At 72.1% G+C, this 22403-nt stretch carries 17 protein-coding genes; 10 read left to right on the forward strand and 7 right to left on the reverse strand.

What is annotated here, in order from left to right; all coding sequences use genetic code 11:
• Both ABT381_RS04440 and ABT381_RS04445 read right to left on the reverse strand, forming a co-directional pair.
• The coding region (locus tag ABT381_RS04440; RefSeq protein ID WP_351587507.1) for a helicase-related protein at positions 1 to 1456 on the reverse strand (1456 nt) is incomplete at its 3' end.
• Between the two features lie 175 nt (positions 1457 to 1631).
• The gene (locus tag ABT381_RS04445; RefSeq protein WP_351587510.1) at positions 1632 to 2558 is read right to left on the reverse strand and encodes a class I SAM-dependent methyltransferase; all 927 of its coding nucleotides are present in this window, start codon (positions 2556 to 2558) and stop codon (positions 1632 to 1634) included.
• Positions 2559 to 2978: 420 nt separating this feature from the next.
• Here ABT381_RS04445 and rpsA point away from each other — a divergent pair, with 420 nt between their 5' ends.
• The 5 genes from rpsA (at position 2979) to ABT381_RS04470 (ending at position 7729) form a co-directional block, all read left to right on the forward strand.
• Entirely contained in the window at positions 2979 to 4496 is a 1518-nt protein-coding gene (gene rpsA, locus ABT381_RS04450) for a 30S ribosomal protein S1 (protein WP_351587513.1), read from the forward strand.
• Positions 4497 to 4922: 426 nt separating this feature from the next.
• Entirely contained in the window at positions 4923 to 5876 is a 954-nt protein-coding gene (locus ABT381_RS04455; RefSeq protein ID WP_351587516.1) for a PAC2 family protein, read from the forward strand.
• 140 nt (positions 5877 to 6016) lie between these two features.
• A complete protein-coding gene (gene coaE, locus ABT381_RS04460; protein WP_351587520.1) occupies positions 6017 to 6607 on the forward strand; it encodes a dephospho-CoA kinase in 591 nt (196 codons plus the stop codon).
• Between the two features lie 22 nt (positions 6608 to 6629).
• On the forward strand, positions 6630 to 7001 hold the full coding sequence (locus ABT381_RS04465; RefSeq protein ID WP_351587523.1) for a cupin domain-containing protein: 372 nt from the start codon (positions 6630 to 6632) through the stop codon (positions 6999 to 7001).
• 344 nt (positions 7002 to 7345) lie between these two features.
• Positions 7346 to 7729, forward strand: coding sequence for a tetratricopeptide repeat protein (locus ABT381_RS04470; RefSeq protein WP_351587526.1), 384 nt, complete (start codon positions 7346 to 7348; stop codon positions 7727 to 7729).
• A gap of 180 nt (positions 7730 to 7909) precedes the next feature.
• Here ABT381_RS04470 and ABT381_RS04475 read toward each other — a convergent pair whose 3' ends face one another.
• Positions 7910 to 8326 carry a DUF6343 family protein gene (locus ABT381_RS04475; RefSeq protein WP_351587529.1) on the reverse strand — a complete coding sequence of 139 codons (417 nt, stop codon included), beginning with the start codon at positions 8324 to 8326 and terminating at the stop codon, positions 7910 to 7912.
• Positions 8327 to 8685: 359 nt separating this feature from the next.
• On the reverse strand, positions 8686 to 10323 hold the full coding sequence (locus tag ABT381_RS04480; RefSeq protein WP_351587532.1) for a UvrD-helicase domain-containing protein: 1638 nt from the start codon (positions 10321 to 10323) through the stop codon (positions 8686 to 8688).
• 336 nt (positions 10324 to 10659) lie between these two features.
• On the opposite strand from ABT381_RS04480, the gene ABT381_RS04485 reads away from it, so the two are divergent.
• From ABT381_RS04485 to ABT381_RS04505, 5 genes are all read left to right on the forward strand, one after another.
• The gene (locus ABT381_RS04485) at positions 10660 to 13644 is read left to right on the forward strand and encodes an SCO1167/SCO6262 family helicase (protein WP_351587535.1); all 2985 of its coding nucleotides are present in this window, start codon (positions 10660 to 10662) and stop codon (positions 13642 to 13644) included.
• A gap of 1148 nt (positions 13645 to 14792) precedes the next feature.
• Complete coding sequence (locus ABT381_RS04490; RefSeq protein WP_351587538.1) at positions 14793 to 16091, forward strand: SWIM zinc finger family protein; 1299 nt, start codon at positions 14793 to 14795, stop codon at positions 16089 to 16091.
• A 79-nt stretch (positions 16092 to 16170) separates the two neighbouring features.
• Entirely contained in the window at positions 16171 to 18114 is a 1944-nt protein-coding gene (locus ABT381_RS04495) for a helicase-associated domain-containing protein (protein WP_351587541.1), read from the forward strand.
• 243 nt (positions 18115 to 18357) lie between these two features.
• Positions 18358 to 19017 (forward strand): nucleoside/nucleotide kinase family protein, encoded by a 660-nt coding sequence (locus ABT381_RS04500; RefSeq protein ID WP_351587544.1) that lies wholly within the window; start codon positions 18358 to 18360, stop codon positions 19015 to 19017.
• 142 nt (positions 19018 to 19159) lie between these two features.
• Positions 19160 to 19615 (forward strand): type II toxin-antitoxin system PemK/MazF family toxin, encoded by a 456-nt coding sequence (locus ABT381_RS04505; RefSeq protein WP_351587547.1) that lies wholly within the window; start codon positions 19160 to 19162, stop codon positions 19613 to 19615.
• 43 nt (positions 19616 to 19658) lie between these two features.
• Here ABT381_RS04505 and ABT381_RS04510 read toward each other — a convergent pair whose 3' ends face one another.
• The 3 genes from ABT381_RS04510 to ABT381_RS04520 form a co-directional block, all read right to left on the reverse strand.
• The gene (locus ABT381_RS04510) at positions 19659 to 20210 is read right to left on the reverse strand and encodes a DUF1697 domain-containing protein (protein WP_351587550.1); all 552 of its coding nucleotides are present in this window, start codon (positions 20208 to 20210) and stop codon (positions 19659 to 19661) included.
• Between the two features lie 126 nt (positions 20211 to 20336).
• On the reverse strand, positions 20337 to 20843 hold the full coding sequence (locus ABT381_RS04515) for a methylated-DNA--[protein]-cysteine S-methyltransferase (protein ID WP_351587770.1): 507 nt from the start codon (positions 20841 to 20843) through the stop codon (positions 20337 to 20339).
• A 291-nt stretch (positions 20844 to 21134) separates the two neighbouring features.
• Positions 21135 to 22031: a glycerophosphodiester phosphodiesterase gene (locus tag ABT381_RS04520; protein ID WP_351587553.1), complete on the reverse strand. Its 897-nt coding sequence runs from the start codon at positions 22029 to 22031 to the stop codon at positions 21135 to 21137.
• Between the last annotated feature and the right edge of the window lie 372 nt (positions 22032 to 22403).

A 22403-nucleotide genomic window follows, 5' to 3' on the forward strand; every position in this document is an offset into this window, starting at 1 on the left:
CCCGCCCGCGGCGGGCCGTGCGCCAGGCGTCGGCGAGATCGTCGCCGTACTCGCGCGGCGGCTCCTCACTCAGCAGCGCGACGACCTCGGCGGCCCGCCGCGCGCCGACCTGCGCCGCGCCGTCCAGCAGGGCCCGCGCCAGCCGCGGATGCAGGCCGAGCCGGGCCATCCGTACGCCGCGCTCCGTCGCCCGCCCGGCCGCGTCCACCGCGCCCACCGCGGTCAGCACGTCCCGCGCCGCCGCCATCGCTCCGGCCGGCGGCGCGTCCAGCAGCGCAAGTCCCGCGGCACCCGGATCGCCCCAGCACGCGGCCTGCAACGCGAACGCCGTCAGGTCCGCGACCTTGATCTCCGGGGACGGGAAGCGCGGCAGCCGCCCGTCCTCACCCTCCGACCAGCAGCGGTAGACCACACCGGGCGCCTCGCGTCCCGCGCGGCCGGCCCGCTGCCGCGCCGCCGCCTGCGACGCCCGTACGGTCGTCAGTGCGCTCAGCCCCCGCGCGTGATCCATCCGCGGCTCGCGCGCCAGCCCGCAGTCGACCACCACGCGCACCCCGGGCACGGTCAGGCTCGACTCCGCCACCGACGTCGCCAAGACGATCCGCCGCCGGTCACCCGCACCGGCGAGCACCGCGTCCTGCACGGCGGCCGGCGCCCGGCCGTGCACCTGCAGCACCTCGACCCCGGCAGCGCCCTGATCCGCCAGCTGCCCCGCCACCCGCGCGATCTCGCCCACGCCCGGCAGGAAACACAGCACGTCCCCCTCTCGCTCGCGCACCGCCCGCCGCACCACGGACGCCACATGGGTCAGCAGCGCCGGGTCCACCCGCATCCCGTGCGCCGGACGCACCGGCCGCTCCGGCGGCGCCCACACCGTCTCCACCGGATGCGACACCCCCTGCGCCGCCACCACCGGCGCGTCCCCCATCAGCCGCGACCAGCCCTCCGCGTCCGTCGTCGCCGACGCCGCCACCACCCGCAGCTCCGGCCGCAACGCCTCCCGCACGTCCAGCAGGAACGCCGCCGCCGTGTCCGCGTCGAGATGCCGCTCATGGCACTCGTCCAGTACAACGATCTCCACGCCCGGGAGTTCCTGATCACGCTGGAGCCGCTGGAGCAGGACGCCCGTCGTCACCACCTCCACGACAGTGCGCGCTCCCACCGCACGCTCCCCGCGCACGGTGAACCCCACGCGCTCGCCCACGCGCTCCCCGAGCAGCCACGCCATCCGCCGCGCCGCGGCACGCGCCGCGATCCGCCGCGGCTCCGCGACGATCACCTTGCGTACGGGCGCGCCGTCCTCCGTCAGGCCCGCCAGCACCAGGGGTACGAGGGTCGTCTTGCCGGTCCCCGGAGGCGCGCACAGGACGGCGGTCCCGGCACCCTCCAGCGCCTCCTGGAGTGCGGGCAGCGCGGACCGTACGGGCAGAGCATCGAGTTCATCGCGGCGGATCACCCGCCCAGTCTCTCGCGGGGCCGACGGCGTACCGGAGGCGCTGTGCCGCGGCGCATCAGGGGCTGAGCTTCGGCGTGCCCTGCAAGAGCGGCACGGAACCGCGTACCGGAGGGCCGGCTCCGGTAAGACAGCCCGCCTACGGGTCCCGCCTACGGGTCCCGTCTACCGGTCCCGTCTACCGGTCCCGTCGGCACACGAAGATGGCCGTACCCGGGATCAGCCCGCCCCGAAGGGGCGACCAGCCGCCCCACTCCTGGGTGTTCCACGCCGGCCACTCCGGCTCGACCAGGTCCTCCAGGCGGAAGCCCGCGGCCACCACGTCACGCACCCGGTCGCCCAGGGTGCGGTGGTGCTCCACGTACACCGCGTTGCCCTGCTCGTCCTGCTCCACGTAGGGCACGCGGTCGAAGTAGGACGCCGCGACGGACAGCCCCTCGGGGCCGGGCTCGTCGGGGAAGGCCCAGCGGATCGGGTGCGTCACCGAGAAGACCCACCGGCCACCCGGCCGCAGCACCCGGTGCACCTCACGGAAGACCCGTACCGGATCAGCCACGAACGGCACCGCCCCGTACGCCGAGCACGCGAGATCGAAACTGCCGTCCGCGAACGGGAGCACCCCGGCGTCGGCCTGCACGAGAGCCACACCCGGCGCCTCCGTACCGCGCGCCGGGAGATCCCCGCCGATCCGGAGGGCGTGCTGCAATTGCCGGTGCGAGAGGTCCAGCGCCACCGGGTGCGCCCCCTGTGCCGCCAGCCAGCGCGAACACTGTGCCGCGCCCGCACCGATCTCCAGGACGCGCCGGCCCTTGAGCTCGGCGGCCGGGCCCAGGAGACCGGCCTCGGCCTCGTCCAGCCCCTCCGGCCCCCATACGAAGCGGTCGTCCCCCAGGAACGCGCCGTGCTCGCTCTGGTACTCATCGGCGTTGCGGTCCCACCAGCCGCGGCTGGCCCGGCTGCTCTCCGCCTCCCCGGTGGTGCGCCGTACGGCCTCGGCGTCGTCCCAGGCCTCGAGGTCGGGCCCGGTTTCCGCGCCGCTGGGGACCGTGGAGCCGGTCGCCGTGGCCGCACAACCGGTGACTGCGGAGTCGTCGTGTTGGTTCATCGCGCCCGTCGTCGTATTCTTCGTTAAAGCTTGTAGTTTCTGAGGTTCACGGGGCCGGCTGGTCGCAGTCCTGTGAGGACCTTCGTCAGGCCCCTGTGGCCTGCGACGGCAAGGCCGAGCGGCTCTTCTCGCGTCCGGCGTGTGCCGGTTATGCGGCGATCCGCCCGCGGTGTGGGCCTTCGCGCATTGACCGTGTCCGGCTGCCCCCGTATGCTACAAGTTGCGCTGCGGGCCTGCGCACCTCAGACGGAGCAGGTCGCGCTTGCATCTGTTGTATGTCCTCTTGGTTTCGAGGCGCTGACCGGATTCTCAGGAATCTCGGGAGCGCGCCTCATTGCTGTCGACTTCTGCAGAGGCGATAAAGGCTCACGGCGTAGCAGTACCTACGACTTCAATGTCCGTACCGGAGCCCTTTCCCACATGACGAGCAGCACCGAGACCACCGCCACCACCCCGCAGGTTGCGGTCAACGACATCGGTAACGAGGAAGCCTTCCTCGCCGCGATCGACGAGACGATCAAGTACTTCAACGACGGCGACATCGTCGACGGCGTCATCGTGAAGGTCGACCGGGACGAGGTCCTGCTCGACATCGGTTACAAGACCGAAGGCGTCATCCCCAGCCGCGAGCTCTCCATCAAGCACGACGTCGACCCGAATGAGGTCGTCGCCGTCGGTGACGAGATCGAGGCCCTGGTTCTCCAGAAGGAGGACAAGGAAGGTCGCCTGATCCTCTCGAAGAAGCGTGCCCAGTACGAGCGCGCCTGGGGCACCATCGAGAAGATCAAGGAAGAGGACGGGATCGTCACCGGTACCGTCATCGAGGTCGTCAAGGGTGGTCTCATCCTCGACATCGGCCTCCGCGGCTTCCTTCCCGCCTCCCTGGTCGAGATGCGCCGCGTCCGCGACCTTCAGCCCTACGTGGGCAAGGAGCTCGAGGCCAAGATCATCGAGCTGGACAAGAACCGCAACAACGTGGTCCTGTCCCGCCGTGCCTGGCTCGAGCAGACCCAGAGCGAGGTCCGCCAGACCTTCCTCACCACCCTCCAGAAGGGTCAGGTGCGCTCCGGCGTCGTCTCCTCGATCGTCAACTTCGGTGCCTTCGTGGACCTGGGTGGCGTCGACGGTCTGGTCCACGTTTCCGAGCTGTCCTGGAAGCACATCGACCACCCCTCCGAGGTCGTCGAGGTCGGCCAGGAGGTCACGGTCGAGGTCCTGGACGTCGACATGGACCGCGAGCGCGTGTCCCTGTCGCTCAAGGCGACCCAGGAAGACCCGTGGCAGCAGTTCGCCCGGACCCACCAGATCGGTCAGGTCGTCCCGGGTAAGGTCACCAAGCTCGTTCCGTTCGGTGCGTTCGTCCGCGTCGACGAGGGCATCGAGGGCCTGGTCCACATCTCCGAGCTGGCCGAGCGCCACGTGGAGATCCCGGAGCAGGTCGTCCAGGTCAACGACGAGATCTTCGTCAAGGTCATCGACATCGACCTCGAGCGCCGCCGCATCAGCCTCTCGCTGAAGCAGGCCAACGAGTCCTTCGGTGCCGACCCGTCGGCGGTCGAGTTCGACCCGACCCTGTACGGCATGGCCGCGTCCTACGACGACCAGGGCAACTACATCTACCCCGAGGGCTTCGACCCCGAGACCAACGACTGGCTCGAGGGCTACGAGGCGCAGCGCGAGGCGTGGGAGAACCAGTACGCCGAGGCGCAGCAGCGCTTCGAGCAGCACCAGGCCCAGGTCATCAAGTCGCGCGAGGCCGACGAGCAGGCTGCGGCCGAGGGCGCTGCGGCGCCGGCGGCCGGTGGCAGCCAGGGCGGCGGTGGCGGCAACGTCTCCGGCGGCTCGTACTCCTCGGAGTCGGCGGACAACTCCGGCGCCCTGGCGTCGGACGAGGCCCTGGCCGCGCTCCGCGAGAAGCTGGCCGGCGGCCAGAGCTGAGCACGCTCACCGCTAGGCGCTAGCCGATAGCGTCACGAAGGCCCGCTCCCTTTGGGGGGCGGGCCTTCGTGCTGTCGTGGTGTCTGGCTCAGCTGCCTGGGTGCCTGGGTGCCTGGGTGCCTGGGTGCCTGGGTGCGTGGCTGTCTGGGTGTCTGCTGGCCGGTGGCGCGGCCGTATCAGGAGGCTACTGCCGCGAACTGATAGCTCCCCTCGAGCTGTTCGCGCACACGAACGCCAACGCCTGTATCCACAACGAGTCCAGCGGCATGAAGGGGCCGTCCGCGCCAACGCCTGGCAGCACGGCACGTTCTCCTCGGCGCGAAATGTGGTGACAGCGCTGCACGAGCGGGTGATGACGTAAGGGCGGGGAATGCGCGCGCCCCGTACCGCGTTGTGCCGGGCGGACATCGAGGAGGAGCGGTCACTGTGTTGGATCCCCAGGATTTGTACGAATGGGAGCCGAGTGGGCTCGCGGCGGTCGACGCGATCGCCTCCCGCGACTCCGCCGGGCTGGTGCTCCTGTACCACTTCGACGGCTACATCGACGCCGGCGAAGCCGGTGACCAGATTGTCGAGTCCCTCCTGGAGGGGCTGCCACACCAGGTCGTCGCCCGCTTCGACCACGACCGGCTGGTGGACTACCGGGCCCGCCGCCCGATGCTCACCTTCGACCACGGCCAGTGGTCCTCGTACGAGACGCCCAGCATCGAGCTGCGCCTCGTCCACGACGCCACGGGCGCGCCCTTCCTGCTGCTCTCCGGTCCCGAGCCGGACGTGGAATGGGAACGCTTCACGGCGGCCGTACGAGAGACCGTCGAGCGGCTGAACGTACGCCTGTCCGTCAGCTTCCACGGCATCCCGATGGGCGTTCCGCACACCCGGCCCGTCGGGATCACCCCGCACGGCAACCGCACCGACCTGACCCCGGGCCACCGCGACCTCTTCGAACAGGCGCAGGTCCCCGGCAGCGTCGAGGCGCTGATCGAGTACCGCCTCGCGGAGGCCGGACACGACGTGCTGGGTGTCGCCGCCCACGTACCGCACTATGTCGCGCGCTCCGCCTACCCGGACGCCGCGCTCACCGCGCTGGAAACGGTCACCGCCGCGACGGGCCTGGTCCTGCCAAGCGCCGCGCACACCCTGCGTACGGAAGCGCTGCGCACTCAAGAGGAGATCGAGCGGCAGCTCTCCGAGGGCGACGAGGAACTGGTCGCACTGGTCAGCGGTCTCGAGCACCAGTACGACGCGGCGGCCGGCGCCGAAACCCGCGGCAACCTCGTCGCCGAGCCCGCTGAACTCCCGTCCGCCGACGAAATCGGCCGCGAACTCGAAGCCTTCCTGGCCGACCGGGAACGGGACATGGGGGACGGGGGCAATTGAGGGAACGCTGGAAGGTGACGGGGCGTTGAAAAGGCGGGGGCTTGAGAGGGGGAGCTGTCCGGCGCAGACCGGGCTCGGGGCGGGTCCGGGGGCGGGGTCGGCTCTGGGCGGAAGCTGGAGCGCCGTATAGCGTGGGGCCCATGGTGAAGGTGGGGCTTACAGGCGGCATCGGCGCAGGCAAGAGCGAGGTGTCGCGGCTGCTCGCGTCGTACGGCGCGGTGATCGTGGACGCGGACAAGATCGCGCGAGAGGTCGTCGAACCGGGTACGCCCGGTCTCGCCGCCGTCGTCGAGGCGTTCGGTACGGACGTACTGACGCCGGACGGCACCCTGGACCGGCCCAAGCTGGGCGCCCTCGTCTTCGCCGACCCCGACAGGCTCAAGGCGCTCAACGCCATCGTGCACCCCCTCGTCGGCGCCCGCTCCGCCGAACTGGAGGCCGCGGCCGGCCAGGACGCGGTGGTCATCCACGATGTACCCCTGCTGACCGAGAACGGTCTCGCCCCCCTGTACGACACGGTCGTCGTGGTCGACGCCGCCCCCGAGACCCAGCTGCGGCGGCTGGTCGCGCTGCGCGGCATGACCGAGGACGAGGCGAAGACCCGCATGAGCGCCCAGGCCACCCGGGAACAGCGCCTCGCGATCGCGGACCTCGTCATCGACAACGACGGCCCGCTGGAAGCCCTGGAGCCCCAAGTACGTGAGATCTGGGAGCGGCTGCGGGCCCGCTGAGACGGAGCGGTAGCCTCACGCCATGACTGCTTCCGATCTTGTCCCCGCATCGTTCGTCGTCAACGTCCCCGGCATCCCGGACGCCGAACTGGAGCCCGAAGCGCTCGACCCGGACCAGGTCGTCTCCGGCGATCCGGTCGTCACCGGAAAGGTGCTCTGGGAGTCCCCGGACGGCAAGCAGGTCCGCGGCATCTGGCAGATCACGCCGGGCGTCGTGACCGACATCGAGGCCAACGAACTGTTCGTGGTGGTCTCCGGCCGCGCCACCATCGAGGTCGAGGGCGGCTCGGTCCTCGACGTGGGCCCCGGCGACGCGTGCTTCCTGCGCGAGGGCGACCGGACTCGGTGGACGGTGCACGAGACGCTGCGGAAGGCGTATCACATCAGTTTGTAGGGGCTTGGGTTTGGGCCGCCCGGAGCTTGGCCTTGGATTTGCGCTGCGGGCTGCGGGCTGCGGGCTGCGGGCTGCGGGCTGCGGGCTGGGCCTGGATTGGGCCTCCGAGTGTTGCGCAGGTAGGGCGAACTGGCGCGCGCAGCCGATGCTGTGACGGGTGCTGTGGCGGGCGTCGGGAATGCGGTGGCGGCCGGGTTTGTTGTGCCCACGTAGCGACCGGGCGGTCGGCGATACGGGCTGCCCGTCGGCAATGAGCCACCTGTTCGTGGCAAGTCGCCGGTACGCAAGCCGCCGTTACCCCAACGGTATGCGGTGAGTCCGTACGTGTCGGAGAGGAGACGGCCGTGACCGAGCGCACCCCCGAGACACACGTCATCGACTTCCGGGCAGCCGAACAACTGCTGTCCGCGCGCGATCCGCGGGGCGCGGTACAACTCCTGGACCCGGTCATCGCCGCTCATCCGGAGAACACCGCCGCCCGACTGCTGCGAGCCCGCGCCTTCTTCCTGGCCGCTCAACTGCGCCCCGCCGAGCTGGAGTTCCAGGTCGTCCTGGAGCGGGAGCCCGACAACGCGTTCGCCCACTTCGCCCTGGGCCGCACCCTGCAGCGCGCCAACCGCCCGGACGAGGCGCTGCGCCACTTCCGACTCGCCGCCGCGCTCGACCCCCGCCCGGACTTCATCGAAGCAGCACAATTCCCGCTGCCGGGGGATGACGCGGGGGAGTGAGGGAGGGGGCTGGGGGTGGGTCTTACTTTCGGTTGTTGCCTTTGGCTTCCTTCGAGATTGGGGGCCGCGCTCACCTCTGGGGGTTCGCTCCGGGGGCCCGCTCTTAGGACCGCTCCGGGGGCCCTCCCCCCCCGCCCCCACCCCACCTCCCCCCCCCGATTTTTAGTCTTCGTTTGTCCCTCACCAAGGTCCTTTGCGTCCCCCGCGCCCCCGGCGTTCCCCGCGCCCCTCTGGACCCCAGGCAGGCCCCTCGCCAGGCCCTACGCCAGGCTCGCCAGGGCCCTCTCCAGGTCCCACGTCAGGCCCCGCTCCATCGCCTCGCCAGCCCGTGAGGTCGTTGCGACCGCCGTCCGGCTCGTACGGTGGTACGTCCTTGCCGGGCTGGTAGTGCGGCCCCTGACGTATGTGGCGGCATACGATCGCAAGGTCTGTCGCAGCCAGCGCCGCCACGACCGCGCAGGCGGCTGCCCAACCGGGGCGACCGACCACCATGAAGATGGCCACGCCGGCCGCCGCCCATATCAGCCCCCACAGGGCCAGAGCTCGCCGCGTTTTCAGCAGACTCCGCGCCTCCAAGGGCTCATTGCCCGTACGCATCACCGCTCACCACGATCCCCGCCTTGGTCGCTTCATCGGAAGTCCGGAAGTCTGGTGCTCGCTGCTCGTCGTCACCGACGCGCCCGTTACTCTCTGTCTCTCGCCTCTGGCCGCTTCGTGTCCGTCTCGTCTTCGCCTCCGGTCACTTTGACGTTGCTGGGGTGCGGGGCTCGGCGCAGGTGCCGGCCGGACCACCGCACGCATCACACCATTAAGCGCTGACCTGGGTTTCTTACCGACCCGACCGGCTTTCTCTTCCTCAAGGATCCTCCGGTTCGGTCCGCCCGTCACGTCCCCTGTCCGGCCTGTGGATAACTTTGGACGGCTCGCGGAGGCGCGATACCCGGGCGGCCGTGTCGCTACCGTCCGTGGTGCGTGAGCGCATCCCCGGCCGGGTGGCTGTTGATCCACGACAGGCCGCCCAGATCGAGCCGCTTCCTTGCCCTGGTGACCGCTACGTACGCCAGCCGGGCCTCGTCGAGGTCGACCGGGCCCGGCAGCGGTTCTCCGTCCTCGCCGGTCTCCTCCAGCTCCTCCGGCTCCGTGAAGTCGGCTGCGATGCGCACGCTCGACCACTCGCGGCCCTTCGCCCGATGGGCGGTGGACACCGTGATCTCGGCCCTGTCCTCGCTCGCAAGGCATCCCAGCGCGCGGAGCACACTCTCCGCGCTGTGTTCGTCGAGGAGTTCGACGAGTGGCAGGAGATCCCGGCCGGACGGGTCGGCGGTGGCGTACTCCCGCAGCTCTTCCCAGGATTCGAAGAGAGTCAGTTCGGGGTGGGCGGTCCGGCTGCCGCGCTGGAGCTCGTACGCGGCCCGGGCCAGGGCTGTCAGCGAGTCGCCGCCACCTGCCAGGGCGACCCTGCGGCCGTCCGACAGCAGCCTTATGACTTCCGCCATCGCGCCCGCATTGGACCGGCAGAGGACGGCGTCGGGACGGGGAACGGGCCCCAGCTCGGTGTCGAGCAGTGGCGAGCCGATGAGCCGGACAGGGGCGTCGACGATCGCCAGCCATCGATTCGCCGCTGCCGCGAGCGCTGGCCCGAACCGGAACGACTGGGAGAGCGTGAGCTGCCTGCCGCGGAAGCCGGTCATCACGTCGCGTGCGCCCCGCCAGCCGTAGATCGCCTGCGCCGAGTCACCGACGAGCACCAGTTGAGCGTGCGCACGCTGGGCGCTGAAGACCTGCTCGACCACGGGGTTGGTGTCCTGGGCTTCGTCGAGGAGCAGGAAATCGGTCCGGATGACCGGTGCGCTCAGCGCCCACATCTTGAGGTAGTGATCGTGCTCGAAGCGGACGGCGCCGCGGTCGGGATCCTGAAGGTCGGCCCAGGCCTTGCGGGCGTACGGCAGCACGGCGTGCGCCAGCTGTCCGTGCAACGCGTCCGATTCGGCGCCACGAAGGCGAGGCACATGGGCAGCGGTCAGTACGGGGTCGGCGGAGCGGCAGAACTCGGTGACGGTGCGCAGGACTGTGTACGAAAGGGCCTTGCTGCTCACCGTTCGCGTACCGATACGGAGCCGGAAGTCGGTGTCGATGCCCAGGGCCGAGCCGGTCCGCCAGCCTGCCTGACGGGGGGCATTCATCCGCCGCTGGAACCGGTGGCCCACGGCCGCGTACGCCAGGGAATGGGCCGTACTGCACGTCACGTGTGCGGGGAAGCGCCGGGCGGCGTCCTGCGCGATGGCCTTGTTGAACGCGAGGTAGCGGCCGGGCCGGCGCGTGCTGCGGGCCAGTATCGCCAGGGTCGTCGTCTTGCCTGTGCCCGCTCCGGCCTGGAGTACGAGGTGGTCGCCCGCGTGAAAGGCGTCGGCGGCGGCCAGTTGCTCAGAGGTGGGGGAGTGCGGAGTAGGAGGCGTGGGCCCGCCCGGGCCGTCACGGTGGTGCGTGTCGGGTGGGCGGCTTCGGGTGCGTGGTGTGTGGGCAGCGCGTCCGTGCGCGGCGTGGGACGTGGAGGTGGCTGGTGAGGTGGTGAATGCCTGGGGCTGGTCGGTCATGGGGGTCTCCGGCGGAATGTCTTGGGGAGAGGGGATTCGTTTGAGGCCGGTGACGGCTCGGAGGCTTGCTCGGCACGCATCGACAGTCACGTAGAGTCACTGACGGTTGAAAGGTAGCGGATCGCTGGGCTCGGCGGGCAAGAAATTTTTGACCAGCGGCTTTGCCTGTGGATAACCGGCTTGGTGATCGTTCCGGCGGGATTGTCAGTGCCGTCTGCTTCCATGGTTTTCACGCAGGGTCGCGGCTTGCAGCGGCGGCCGCATCGCGGACGGGAGGGGGAGCTGATGGAGGCGACCGTAGACTCACGAGTCGGAGTACGACACGAACGGAACGGCATGGCGAGACGGCGGGAGACGAGCGCGCGGGGCGAGGCCGGGCAGGCCTGGTCGACCGGCGCCGCGCCGTCCGGGCCGTTCCCCGACGGTCGTGCGGGTCCGGCCGCGGCGTCGCACGGTGTGACCCGGCATGCAGCGGTGTTTCTGCCGGCCGAGCTGCCGCGCGCCGGAAAGATCGCCTTCTGGAGTCCGGAGGGCGAGCCGCTGCCCGAGCCGCCGGGAGCGGCGAAGGCCACGGAGCTGAAGGTCGTGCGACGGCACGGCAATTCTGTCCGCAGTCGTACGGTTCCCGCGCTCGAACTGACCGTCGCTGAGGCCGTGCCCCTGCTCGTCCGCGCCCGCCATGACCCGACGGCGCACCCAGCCACCGCGTGCTGGGGTGCGGCCGCCTGTCAGGCGCTCCATCTGGTGGCGCGCGGCCGCATCCTCCCGGGCCTCACCGCCGACGACGCGGACGCATGGCGTGCCGGGCCGCTGGACGCCGAGGACGCCGCGCAGCTCCGGGCGATCGCCGCCGCCATGCCTGCCGAGGCCCATGCCGTCCCCGTGCCCGGCAGCAAGCCCCTCCAGCTGCATGCGCCGAATGCCCTGGTCCGCGCCTTCATCGACGCGGTCGTCGATGTCCTGCCACGCACGCCGGCCGCGGTGCATGTGGCGGGCGCCCCGTTCGCCGCGGCCGGTCCGCAGCGGTTGCCCGGCGCGCGGGACTGGGCGGCGGAAGTCGCGGCCGGCGTGGACAGCGGCGTACGGATCTCGCTGCGGCTGGACCTGTCGGCACACGAGCTGTTCGACATGTCGGCGGAGGAGGACACGGAGAGGGAGACAGAGAGGGAGAGAGAGGGAGAAGAAGAGGCGGCGCCCGGTGGTGCGGACGAGTACGGGACGAGCGGCAGGGCCGGGGCCGCGGCAGCGGTTCTCCAGGTCAGCCATCTCACCGATCCGACGCTGGTCGCGGACGCGCGGCAGTTGTGGGACGGGGAGGCGCCCGACGGCTTCGGGCCGCGCGCGCAGGTGGACACGCTGCTCGCGTTGCGCCGGGCGGCCCGGGTCTGGCCGCCGCTCGGCCGGCTGCTGGACCACCCCGTCCCCGATGTGCTGCCGCTCGACGAAGAAGAGCTGTATGAGCTGCTGGGCGATGCCGCGCCGCGCCTGAAGGCGGCGGGAGTCGCCGTCCACTGGCCCAAGGAGCTGGCCCGGGGGCTGACCAGCACCGCTGTCGTGCGGCCCGCGCCCGGTTCCGCGGCGGACGGATTCGGCTTCTTCGATGCCGAGCGACTGCTGCGCTTCGAATGGCAGATGGCACTCGGCGGGTCCCCGTTGAGCGACGCGGAGATGAACGTACTGGCAGAGGCGCACCGCCCCCTCGTGCGGCTGCGCGACCAGTGGGTGCTCGTGGACCCCGCCCTCGTACGCAAAGCCCGCAAGAGAGAGCTGGGATACCTCGATCCCACAGAGGCGCTCGCCGTGACGCTCGCCGGTGAGACCGAGGTCGAGGGAGAGCGCGTCGAAGTCGTACCGCTCGGGGTGCTCGCCCACCTCCGTACACGCCTCACCGCCGACGCCGCGCCCCTGGAGAAGCCCGCCGGGCTGCACGCCACCCTCCGGGACTACCAGCTCCGCGGCCTGGCCTGGCTGGACAGGATGACCGCGCTCGGGCTCGGCGGCTGCCTCGCCGATGACATGGGCCTGGGCAAGACCGTCACCACCATCGCGCTGCACCTCCACCGCGACCACCCCGACCCCACCCTCGTGGTGTGCCCGGCCTCGCTGCTCGGGAACTGGCAGCGGGAGATCGAGCGGTTCGCCCCCGGCGTCCCCGTGCGGCGCTTCCACGGCACCGGCCGCAGCCTGGAGGACCTGAAAGGCGGCTTCGTCCTCACCACGTACGGGACGATGCGCAGCAGCGCCAAGAGGCTGGCCGAGTGTTCCTGGGGGCTGGTCGTCGCCGATGAGGCGCAGCATGTGAAGAACCCGCAGTCCACCACGGCCAAGGCGCTGCGCACGATCAAGGCGCCCGCGCGGGTCGCCCTCACCGGCACCCCCGTGGAGAACAACCTCTCCGAGCTCTGGGCCCTGCTCGACTGGACGACGCCCGGACTGCTCGGGCCGCTCAAGACCTTCCGGGCCCTGCACGCCCGGGACATCGAAGGCGGTGAGGTGCCGGGCGCCGCGGAACGCCTCGCCCGGCTCGTACGGCCCTTCATCCTGCGGCGGAAGAAGTCCGACCCCGGTATCGCCCCCGAGCTGCCGCCGAAGACGGAGACCGACCATCCGGTGCCGCTGGGCCGCGAGCAGGTGGCGCTGTACGAAGCGGCCGTCCGCGAGACGCTCGCCCGTATCGAGGCGGCTGACGGCATGGCGCGGCGCGGCCTCGTGATGAGGCTGCTCACGGTGCTCAAACAGATCTGCAACCACCCGGCGCAGTACCTGAAGGAGGCCGCGCCCGGCCTCACCGCGCGCTCCGGGAAGCTCGAACTGCTCGACGAACTGCTGGACACGATCCTCGCGGAGGACGGCGCGACGCTCGTCTTCACGCAGTACGTGGAGATGGCGCGCCTTCTCGAGGAGCACCTCAGGGCCCGTGGCGTACCCACTCAGCTGCTGCACGGCGGGACACCGGTCGCGCAGCGGGAGGCGATGGTCGACCGCTTCCAGGCGGGCGAAGTTCCCGTGTTCCTGCTGTCGTTGAAGGCGGCGGGTACGGGACTGAACCTCACCCGTGCCGGCCATGTGATCCATTACGACCGCTGGTGGAATCCGGCCGTGGAGGAGCAGGCCACCGACCGGGCCTACCGGATCGGGCAGACGCAGCCCGTCCAGGTGCACCGACTGGTCACGGAAGGGACGGTGGAGGACCGGATCGCCGAACTGCTCGCCGCCAAGCGCTCCTTGGCCGATGCCGTGCTCACCGGTGGCGAGGCGGCCCTGACCGAACTCACGGACGCGGAACTCTCCGATCTCGTCACGCTGAGGAGGTCGGCATGAGCGGCCACGACCAGCACGAGGGGCACAGCCCGAAGGGGCAGGACGGCGACCAGCACGGCCGGGGTAACGAGGAGCAGGGGGCGGCGGCCACGGGCGAGGGACTGGAGCGGGTCCGCCGGGAGTTGGAGCGCGGCCGGGCCATCGCACGGGCGCGTGAGGCCGCCGCGGAGGCGAGCCGTGACCGGGAGGCCGAGGACGTGCCGGGAGACGCGGCGCGTGCGGGGGAAGGGGCTGGACGCGGTGCGGACGCGGAAGCGCGTGACGGCGTGCGGCCTGCCGACGAAGCCGAGGAGCCCGGGGCCGGGGCCCGGCGGAGGAGTGAGGCGGCCGAACGTGCGCGGCAGGCTGTGCGGCGTACGGGACAGGAGCCCGGGCGTCCCATGCGTGAGGCAGATGGGCCCCGGCAGTCGGCCCCGCAGTCGGCTGACGCGGCACCGGACAACGGCTCGTCGGCAGGCGCGGCCGGTGACGGCGAGGAAGGCCGGAGCCAGGGGGCGGAGCGGGCCCGGCAGGCGTTGAAGCGGGCGGCCGGAGAAGCGAGGCGCGCCCGGGTGCGGGCATCCCAGAAGCAGCCGGTCCACAAGCGGGCGTCTCAGGGGCAGGCGTCCCCGGCGCAGGTATCCCCGGCGCAGCCGTTCCGGGCACAGTCGGCCCAGCCGCAGGAGTCCCCGGTGACGGACGAGGGCGCGGGGGCGGCCAACGAGGGCGCGGAGCAGGGGGCCGTGCGCCGGAGTGCGGCTGCGGAGCGGGCTCGCCAAGCGCTGTCACGCGCGGAGCACGAGAAGGCGCGTGCCGATGAGGCGGGGGGAGGCGAGAAGCCCGCTGAGACCACTGAAATCAAGCAAGTTGGCGATGCGGCTGCGGCTGCGGCTGCGGCGTCGGATGTGGCTACGGCGTCGGATGTGGTTACCACTGCGTCCGGAGGCGCGGCTTCGGAGGGCGGAGCGGGGCGGCTGGCGCGTGCCGGCAGTGGCCTGGAAGCCGTTGAGCGGCGCACCCCGCCGGAGCGGTCGGGGCCGGGGCTTCGGAGCCTGGGGGACGCGCTGAAGGGAGCGCACGGTGGTCCCGGCGCGGGGAGCACCGGGAACGCGGGGAGCGTACAGGGCGGCGGCGCCGAGGCGGCGAGTCGTGCGGCAGGACGGGCCCGGGTGTTCCCCGCGGTGGCGGCCGGTGGCGGGGACGGTGAGGAGTTCGCCGAGACCTGGTGGGGACGGGCATGGCTCGACGCGCTGGAGAGCACGGCGCTCGACACGGCGCGGCTCGCGCGCGGCCGGGACTACGCGAGCGGCGGGCACGTCGGCCGGATCACCGTGGCCCCGGGCCGCATCTCCGCGCCGGTGACGGGCAGCCGACCGTATCCGTACCGGGCTGAACTCCGGTTGCGTCCCTTCACGGACGCGGCGTGGGAGGCATTCCTCGACGGCGTCGCCGCCCGGCCCGCCCACCTGGCGGCCCTGCTGGGCAGGACGGTGCCGCGGGCCCTGGCCGAGCGACAGGACGAGGTGGGCGTGCGGCTGCTGCCCGGCCCCGGGGATCTCGTACCACGCTGTTCCTGTCCCGACCGCGGGCATCCCTGCAAGCACGCCGCGGCGCTGTGTTTCCAGGCCGCCCGCCTACTGGACGCCGACCCGTTCGTACTGCTCCTCATGCGCGGACGCGGCGAGCGGGAGCTGCTCGACGACCTCTCGCGGCGCAACGCCACGCACAGCGCCCACTCCGAACGGGCGGCCCGCGCGGCGCTCCCGGGAATACCGGCCCGCGCAGCCCTGCAGGTACGGGACCTGCCGCCGCTGCCGCCCCCGCTGCCCGTGCCGGCCCACCCGGAGCGGCCCCTGGTGCTGCCGACGGCCGACGACCCGGCCATCGACCCGGCCGCCATCGAACTGCTGGCCGCCGATGCCGCCGCCCGGGCCCGCACGTGCCTGGCCGACGCCCGGGCAGCCACCGCGCCCACCGGGCGGCCCGCCCCATCCAGGGCAGCGCCCGCCGAGGCCGCGGCATCGCCGTTCCCCGCCCGCACCCTCTGGGAGGACGCGATCCGGCTGGTTGCCGGGGCGCACCCCACCTCGGGGCTGACCGCCAGCACGAGGGAGATCTACCGCAGCGTCGCCGAGGCCACCGACCGCCCGGTGAACGACGTCGCGCGTGCCGTGGCCGCCTGGCGGCAGGGCGGACCGGAAGGGCTCCGCCTTCTGGAGACGACGTGGGACCCGCCGGCCGGTGATTTCGACCGCGCCCGCAGTGCCCTGTCGGCCGCCGACCTCCCCTCGCTGCGGCCTCGGCACAACCACCTCACGGACGCCGACCGCGGCATACAGCTGCGCTTCGGCCACGACGGCCGCTGGTATCCGTACGAATCCGATCCCGGGGTGGAGGACTGGTGGCCCACAGGGCGCGCCGACGCCGACCCCGTGGGCGCTCTCACTCCGCTGCTCGCAACGGAGTAGACGACTGAGCGGCTGAAGAGAGACAGCTGAAGAGCCAGCTGAAGAGACGACTCAAGAGACGACCGAAGAGAGTCACCCCGTGGAAGGTCTCGACACACTCACCAACGCCCTGGCGCGGCGCACGCCCGAGCAGCTCGCCGCGCTCCTCGCCCGGCACGCCGAGCCGCTCTCGCGCCGCCCCGCGCCGGCCCGGCTCCGTGAACTGGCCGCCTCCCTGTGGTCGTACGAAACGCTCCACCAAGTAGTGCTGGGGCTCGACCGGCCGTGCCTCCATGTGCTGGCCGCGACCGCCCGGATCAGCCAGGCCCGTGCCCGGGAGGCCGCGCACGGGCCGGCCGCCCCCGATCCGGGCGCCGGCTACCAGTCCCTCATGGCCCACAGCCTGGCCTTTCCGGATCTGGCGACGGAGCCGGTGCCGGTGGCGGACGTGTACGCGGCCTTCGGTGCGGACCGGGAGGCCGTCGGGACGGCGTTGGAGGCGCTGTACGAGGCGGGGCTCGCCGCGCCGATGGAGGACGGCCGGGTCGTCGTACCGCCTCGTACGGCGCAGCTGATCGGCGCTCACGACCTCGGCGCCTTCGAGCCCGCCCCCTCGCCCGCGTCCCTGGCGACCACGCCCGCGACCGTTACGACTACGTCTACGGGTACGGATACCCGTATGGGTACAGGTACAGGTACAGGCACGGGACCGGTCGACGAACGGGCCCTGACCGCCGAGTCGCAGGCGGCGGCCGCCGCGCTCGTCGGGGCGCTGGAGCGGCTGCTCGCCGCGCTGGCGGTGCAGCCCGCGGCGCTGCGCAAGTCGGGCGGGCCCGCCGTACGGGAGATCCGGCGGCTGGCGAAGGCGGCCGGCACCTCCGAGCCACGTACCAGACTCCTGCTCGACCTCGCGCTCGCGGCCGATCTGATCGCCCTGAGCCGTACGCCCGCCGGCACCGTCGCGCTGCCCACCAGCGGGTACGACGACTGGCTCGCGCTGCCGCCCGGCGAGCGACTGCTGCCGGTCCTCACCGCGTGGGCCCGGCACTGGGCGATCGCGACGTGGACGCCGTTCGGGGAGACCCCGACGGCCCTGGAGCGCGGGGACGACCGCCGCGCGCCCGCCCTGCGCCACGGCCTGCTCGCCGCCCTCGCCACAAGTACCAATACCAGTACAGGCGCCGGTGGCTGTGCCGCGCCCGGCCCCGGGGTTTCGATCCCATCCCCGGACGCGTCGTCGCTGGAAGTGCTGCGGCCGCTGGTGGCGGTCGCCGGCTGGCACCGGCCGCTGGCCGTCGCCGACGAGCCGATGATTCTGGAACGCGCTGCCCACACGCTCGACGAGGCCGCCTTCCTGGGCCTTGTCGCGTACGGGACGCTCACGTCCGTCGGTCGGGCCCTCCTCCGTGCGGAGACGGCAGCCGATCCGGCCCCGTTGCGCGCGGCGCTTCGTACGCTGCTTCCTCCACCGCTCGAACAAGCCCTGTTTCAGGGCGATCTGACGGCCGTCGTGCCGGGGCCACCGTCCGCCGAGCTGTCCGCGCTGCTCGCGCTCGCCGCCGACCGCGAGTCCGACGACAGCGCCACCGCGTGGCGGTTCAGCGGTGCCTCCATCCGCCGGGCGCTGGACGCGGGCCGCACCGCTGACGCGCTGATCGACGACCTCACCGCGGCGTCCGCGACGGGACCGCTGCCGCCCCCGCTGACGTACTTGATCAAGGACACGGCGCGCACGCACGGGCGCATACGGGTCGTGCGCGCCGGCTGCTGCATCCGTTCCGATGACGCCGCGCTCGTCCATGAGCTGACCGCCCACCGGGAGCTGCGCGGACTCGGGCTGCGGGCGATCGCGCCGACCGTGCTCGTCAGCGCGCAGGAGCCGGGGCCCACCCTGGATGCCCTGCGTGCGGCCGGTTACGCCCCGGCGCTCGAAGCTGAGACCGGTACGACCGTCGTCGAACGCACGCCCGCGCACCGCAGTCAGGCCCCGCTCCGGAAGCCCACCGATCATCTCGCCCTGGCGCGGCGCCTCTTGGACGGCTGAGGGGAGGAAGCCCGCCGGCCGGCTGTCCGTGCGGCCGGAGAGCCTCCCGCTTCATGATCAACTACACGGCGCCGGAGGTCAACGACGCGCAGGGACGGGCGGGCCCTCTCGGCCCATGTACGGAGCCGAGCGGGCAATGTCGCACGATCACGCAGGTCAGTGACGTACGGATCACGCAGGTCAGTGACGTACGGATCACGCAGGTCAGTGACGTACGAGGCGCCGCGGCGGCAGAATGACGGTGTGCGGCTCGAAGCGATCACCTGGGAACGGCTGACCGACGCGCTCGCCGAAGAGGTGGCGGGCATGACGGCACAGGACGGCAGTCCCTGGCTGCGCGTGGGCATCGACGCGGCTCCCGCCGCCCGCCCCGGGGAGCCGGCCGGGCTGCTCGCCGAGGCGCTGCGGCTGCGCGGCCGTTTCGTGCAGAAGAGCGGCGCATACGGGTTCCTGCGGCCGGCGTCGCTGCGTCTGGAGTACGGGCGGCACGATCCGGACGCGTACTACGACGAGTGGTTCGACCGGCAGGCGCTGTGGCGGGAGGTGTTCAACCCGCTGGAGGCCGGGGGCAGCGGCCGGGTGCTCCCGGACCTGTGGGACCCGGAACGGGACCGGGCGACGCGCAGCCCGTACGTCCGGCTGCCGCCCGGCGGCGTGCTGATCCTGCACGGGCCGTTGCTGCTCGGGCAGTGGTTCCCGTTCGATCTGACCGTGCACCTCGGGCTGTCGCCGGGCGCGCTGGAGCGGCGTACGGAGGCGGGCGAGCGGTGGACGTTGCCGGCGTTCGCGCGGTACGAGGCGGAAGTGGGGCCCAGGGAGGCCGCCGACGTCGTCGTACGGGCCGACGATCCGTGCCGCCCGGCGTGGAGCGGTATCGGCCTCGGCCGACGGGACGGTATCTGAGCGATCGGCAGACGCGGCGCGTGGAGGCACCTCGCCGACCCGCGGACGGCCCCTCATCAGCTGCCGGCGAACCGCGCTCCCGCCATCAGCCCGCGAAAGGACCCTCATCAACCCATGATCCACTGCCCGTTACGGTGAGGCCATGGCAATCGACGAAGTGGGCGAACGGGTGGCGGCGCTGCCGGGCAGCACCGGAGCGACGGCGACGATGGAGGCGCGGCCGCAGACGGTCGGCGCGGTCCGGACGGTGTACGCGCCGGACCCCGACGGCGACCCGGACCCCGGCGAGATCGTGTGGACCTGGGTGCCGTACGAGGAGAACGACGGGCGCGGCAAGGACCGGCCCGTGCTGGTCGTCGCCCGCGAGCGGACGGGCACGCTGCTCGCCGTGCAGCTGTCCAGTAAGCGGCACGACGACCGGGAGTGGGTGGCGATCGGCTCCGGTCCCTGGGACCGCGCCGGGCGCCCCTCGTGGATCGCCCTCGACCGGGTGCTGAGGGTGCATCCGGACGGGATGCGGCGGGAAGCCTGTGCGTTGGACCGGGGCCGCTTCAACCTGGTCGTGAACAGGCTGCGGGAGCGCTACGGCTGGCGCTGACGGGCCGGCACGCGCCACGACGGCGTCACGGGCCACGACGGTGTCACCCGCCGTCGGCCACGGCCAGGATCTTGTTGACGGTGTTCCAGTTGCGGGCGGTGGCCGTGACGCCCAGCTTGAGGCTCGCCGCGGTGACGGCCGCGGCGAGCCGCGAACGCCCGACGCCCTCCGGGCACCAGAGGTACAGGTCGCGGCCGAGCAGCCGGAAGGTGTCGGGCGCGTACCCGGCCGGGTCCAGGGCGTCCAGCGGGGCCGTGTCGGCGGGCGACTCCGACAGGAACGTGACGTGCAGCGTCTTGGGCTCCGCCACCGCCTCGGGGAACGGGTTGGCCGCGACGGCGGCGGCGATGTCGTCGCGAGTACGGACCATGACCGGTACGGAGAAGCCCAGCGCCGCCGCGAAACCGGCCTCCAGGGCGCGCGCGGTCTCCTCCGGAGCGACGCCGGGGTCGGCGAAGACGATGTTGCCGGTCTGGAGGAGGACGGTGACGTCCTCGAAGCCCAGCTCCGCCATCAGCGCGCGCTGCTGCGCCACCGGGAACTTGTGGTGCCCTCCGACGTTGATGCCGCGGAGCAGGGCGACCTGACGGGACATGAGCGGGACCTTTCGCAGGGGCAGGCGTAGCGGAGAAGGCGTAGCGGAGAAGGCGTGGCACGGGAGACAGCGTGAGGCGTCGGCTGCCTGTCCCGGCCAGTCAGCGGAGCAGCCCCTCCCCGTCGCTCAGAACAGCGGCTGCGGCAGCACTCCCTCCAGCGCCAGGAGCTGCCGCTTGGTCTCCAGTCCGCCGCCGAAGCCGCCGAGTCCGCCGCCGCTCTCGACGACGCGGTGGCACGGCACGACGACCGGCAGTGGATTGGAGCCCATGGCGGCGCCGACCGCGCGGGCGCCGCCGGGCTCGCCGACCCGGTCGGCCAGGTCCTGGTAGCCGACGACCGTGCCGTACGGCACGTGGGCGGCCAGCTCGCGCAGCACCCGCTCGTTGAAGCCCGAGGACAGCGACCAGTCCAGCGGAACCGTGAAGTCCCGCAGCTCACCGGAGAAGTACGCGACGAGCTCCGCGGCGGCCGTGTCCACCGCCGGTATCGCGGCGACCGGCTCGGCGCCGAACGCGCCGCGCAGCCGGGCGAGCGACCTGGTCCGGGCCCTGTCGTCGGCGTGGAAGACGACCAGGGCCAGACCGGCGTCGGTGCCGGCGAGCAGGAGCGGGCCGATGGGGGTGTCCAGCATGCGCCACGCCCAGTCGCGCGATGTCCGGGCCGGGGTGGGCGGGCCGTCGCCCACGGCCCCCGGAGACGCCCCGGGCCCCTCGGCGGCGGACGCCTCGGGCGCCCCGGCCGCCGAGATCTCGTGTTCCTCGGAAATCGTCACGGCTTCAGCCTAGGACCCCCCACTGACAATCGCCGTGGAAAGAAGCCGGGGGAGCGGGGATCACCGGCAACCGCCGTGGGGAGCGGGACGGCAGCACTGCTCCCACTCCCACTCCCGACGGCTGGGGCTCGTGCCCCGAGACGCGGCGGATTACGCGGCCGGGACCAGGAACCCGGAGTCCTTCAGGGCGTTCCTCACGACGTCCGGATTGTTGGTGATGATGCCGTCGACGCCCCAGCCGGCGACCTGCTTGGCCGTGGGCGCGTCGTTGACGGTCCAGGTGTAGACCTCCAGCGGGCGTCCGTGCGCGCCCTGGAACGCGTGCACGGCCGAGACGTACGCCATGTTGATCGTCTTGTAGCTGGGATTGATCTGGTCCGTGAACTGCGCGTACTTGGGCAGGTCGGCGATGGCCGGAGTGCCCAGGAAGCCCGTCTTGATGTCCGGGCGCAGCTCGTGCACCTTCTTGATCGAGTCGCCGTTGAAGCTCTGGACGACCAGCCGGTGCTTCACGTGCTGCCGGTCCAGCCAGCCCTCCTTCCGCAGCTGCCGCAGGACCTGCGCCTCGATACCGGGGTAGAGCTCGGGCGACTTCAGCTCCATCAGCAGCTTCTGGTGGTTGTGGCCGACCTCGTCCATGTAGCGCTCGAGCGTGGGGACCCGCTCGCCCTTGAACTTCGCGTCGAACCAGCTGCCCGCGTCCAGCTTCTCGATCTCGCCGAGGGTGAAGTCGGAGATCTTCCACGGCGCCCGGCCGGGGTACAGCTCCTCGACGTTGGTCGTGCGGTTGAGCGTCGTGTCGTGCATGACGATCAACTTGCCGTCCTTGGTGCGCTGGACGTCGTTCTCCACCCAGGCCACGCCCATGTCGTGCGCGGCGTCGATGGAGGCGATGGTGTTCTCGGGGGCGTAGGCCGAGGCTCCTCTGTGCGCGACGGTGATCGGTCTGTGCGGGTGGTCCGCGGCCTGGGCGGCGGCAGCGGGGAGGCAGAGCGCCGTCAGCCCCACGAGCGCGCCGGCAGTGGCGGCGGCAGGCCGAATGTGCATACGGACTCCTCGGATTCGACGTCTGTGGGGGGCGGTCTGCGGCAGGTTCCCAACGGCGGTGTACTGGAAGATAGGTCAGGGATGGACATAAATTGAACGAGAAGTGTCGTGTGTCCCGGGTTTGGGACCGTACGGGGATGATTTGGACGGCGTGATCGCGCAACGGAGGTCCTGGCCGAGGCCGCGGAAACCGGCGCTTGACCGCTGTTCAAGGGCGCCTGGTGGCAGATCGTCGCCTTTTGGGCGACGGGCGCTTTTGGCCGGTTCACCTCTTGCGTGCGATCGCGCCGCCCCGCGTGAGCGCCGGAAGGCCGACCAGGGGGAGCCAGGGGGAGCCCCGGGGAGCCGGTGACAGTCGGGGCCGCACGGGCG

Source organism: Streptomyces sp. NPDC000151 (assembly GCF_040301705.1).
Lineage (GTDB): Bacteria > Actinomycetota > Actinomycetes > Streptomycetales > Streptomycetaceae > Streptomyces.

What these genes read in the sequence shown, in the direction of transcription:
- ABT381_RS04445 (WP_351587510.1), bottom strand. Translation starts at nt 2,558, where the DNA reads ATGAACCAACACGACGACTCCGCAGTCACCGGTTGTGCGGCCACGGCG.
- rpsA (WP_351587513.1), top strand. Translation starts at nt 2,979, where the DNA reads ATGACGAGCAGCACCGAGACCACCGCCACCACCCCGCAGGTTGCGGTC.
- coaE (WP_351587520.1), top strand. Translation starts at nt 6,017, where the DNA reads ATGGTGAAGGTGGGGCTTACAGGCGGCATCGGCGCAGGCAAGAGCGAG.
- ABT381_RS04465 (WP_351587523.1), top strand. Translation starts at nt 6,630, where the DNA reads ATGACTGCTTCCGATCTTGTCCCCGCATCGTTCGTCGTCAACGTCCCC.
- ABT381_RS04475 (WP_351587529.1), bottom strand. Translation starts at nt 8,326, where the DNA reads ATGCGTACGGGCAATGAGCCCTTGGAGGCGCGGAGTCTGCTGAAAACG.
- ABT381_RS04480 (WP_351587532.1), bottom strand. Translation starts at nt 10,323, where the DNA reads ATGACCGACCAGCCCCAGGCATTCACCACCTCACCAGCCACCTCCACG.
- ABT381_RS04485 (WP_351587535.1), top strand. Translation starts at nt 10,660, where the DNA reads ATGGCGAGACGGCGGGAGACGAGCGCGCGGGGCGAGGCCGGGCAGGCC.
- ABT381_RS04505 (WP_351587547.1), top strand. Translation starts at nt 19,160, where the DNA reads ATGGCAATCGACGAAGTGGGCGAACGGGTGGCGGCGCTGCCGGGCAGC.
- ABT381_RS04510 (WP_351587550.1), bottom strand. Translation starts at nt 20,210, where the DNA reads ATGTCCCGTCAGGTCGCCCTGCTCCGCGGCATCAACGTCGGAGGGCAC.
- ABT381_RS04515 (WP_351587770.1), bottom strand. Translation starts at nt 20,843, where the DNA reads ATGCTGGACACCCCCATCGGCCCGCTCCTGCTCGCCGGCACCGACGCC.
- ABT381_RS04520 (WP_351587553.1), bottom strand. Translation starts at nt 22,031, where the DNA reads ATGCACATTCGGCCTGCCGCCGCCACTGCCGGCGCGCTCGTGGGGCTG.